This window comes from Cellulomonas sp., from assembly GCF_017744555.1.
GTDB lineage: Bacteria > Actinomycetota > Actinomycetes > Actinomycetales > Cellulomonadaceae > Cellulomonas.
Window position 1 is genome coordinate 1 of the sequence record NZ_JAGIBD010000096.1, and the last position, 1,698, is coordinate 1,698.

2 protein-coding genes are annotated in these 1,698 nt (G+C 76.7%); both read left to right on the forward strand.

Annotation, left to right across the window (positions count from 1 at the left end; translation table 11 throughout):
• Positions 1-254: 254 nt before the first annotated feature.
• Positions 255-839, forward strand: a complete 585-nt coding sequence (locus J7523_RS20290) for a hypothetical protein (RefSeq protein ID WP_291890592.1) — start codon at positions 255-257, stop codon at positions 837-839.
• A 93-nt stretch (positions 840-932) separates the two neighbouring features.
• Entirely contained in the window at positions 933-1,436 is a 504-nt protein-coding gene (locus J7523_RS20295; RefSeq protein ID WP_226237624.1) for a MarR family transcriptional regulator, read from the forward strand.
• Positions 1,437-1,698: the final 262 nt, after the last annotated feature.

Sequence of the window (1,698 nt, forward strand, 5' to 3'; positions counted from 1 at the left end):
CAGCGTGCCGGGGGCGAGGCGCTGCCGGGCGACGCCGCGGTCGCGGCTGAAGCCGCGCAGTCCGGGCGGGCCGGGGACGGGTCCGGGGTGGGTCACGGGACCTCCTGGGGGTGGAGGGGGGCGGGGGCGAGCCCGCAAGATGCTGAGGTTACCTCACCATCAAGCACGGAGGCCTCCCGACTATTCCGACGGCCCGCCGACGTCACCCGCGAAACCGCCGCGGCCGCGGCCCGTGGCGCGCTACGTTCACGCGCGTGATCCTCAGCCCCCGCGGTGACGCGGCCACCACGCCCACGCCCGCGCTCCACCTGCCGGGGAGCGGCCCGCGCGCCGGTGCCGCGCTCAACCTCGTCGTCGCGGTGCTCGCGCTGGTCGGCGGTGTAGTGGGGCTCGTCGTCGAGGCGTTCTCCGGGTTCACGGGCGTCGGCGAACGCCGCGGGACGACGTTCCCGATGTGGGTCGTCTACGCGGCCATGGTCGCCCTCGGTGCCGCCGCTCTGGTGGTCCGCGCGCGACGTGCCCCCTGGTACCGGGGCTGGTCGATGCTCGAGGCGCTCGATCGGCCCGACGGGATCGTCCTGTTCGCGGGCCGGCTCGGCGCGCGGCACGAGGGCCTGGCCGTCCGGCGCGGCGAGACCGTCGAGATCGCCGCGGAGCACCAGCTCCGCACGAGCTACCGCTACACGGTCACGGCGCCGTCGGGCTCGATGACGTTCACGGCCGACGGCTTCGTGCACAAGCTCACGATGCAGCCGCTCGAGGAGCTCGCCGGGCGCCACGGCATCACGGTCCGCACGACCGGCGAGGCCGCGCGCATCGTGCGGACCGTCCCGGCCTGACCGGCCCCGGGCCGGTCGGCACCGCCCAGGCGGACGCCGTCCGGGGCCGCCCTCCCTCGCGAGGTGCCCGGGGCGTCCCGGTAGCCTCGCCCCGTGCGACCCCACGAGCACCCGGACGCGGGCGGGCGCGCCGACCGCGGCCGTCCTGCCTGCGACGGCGACCGCGACCCCGCGCGCCCGGTGCAGCCGTCCGAGGAGCTGCTCGACCTGCTGCACGACGTGCTGCGCAACGCGCGCCGCGACGCGTCCGAGCGTCTGGGCGACGCGATCACGCCCGGCCAGCTGCGCCTGCTGCGCACGCTCGACCGCCTGGGGCGCCCGCGCCGCCTGGGCGAGCTCGCCGAGGCCCTCGACGTCGCACCCCGGTCGGTGACGTCGAAGGTGGACCAGGCGGCGGCCGACGGCTGGGTGCGCCGCGTGCCCGACCCCGACGACCGGCGCGCGACGCTCGTCGAGCTGACCGACGCGGGGCGCGAGCGTCTCGACGCGGTCGCGAGCAGCCGCGAGGCCGGGGTCCGTGCGCGTCTCGACGCGCTCGACGACGACGAGCAGCAGACCCTGCTGCGCCTGCTGCGTCGGGTCGCCGGGCGGGGCTGACGCGACGACCGCGGCGCGCAGCCACCACGGCCGTGGTTCGGCGTAGGTTGGCGAGGACCCTGTCCCACCCGACCGGAGGCCCGCGATGGCGCTGCTCACCTGTCACTTCTTCTCCGAGGCCCTGCAGGAGAGCACGGCCATGACCGTGCTGCTGCCCGAGTCGGCGCACGGCCAGATCGGCATGGCCGGCTCGGACCGCAGCGGCCCGCCGCCCGTGCTGTACCTGCTGCACGGGCTGTCGGACGACGAGACGATCTGGACC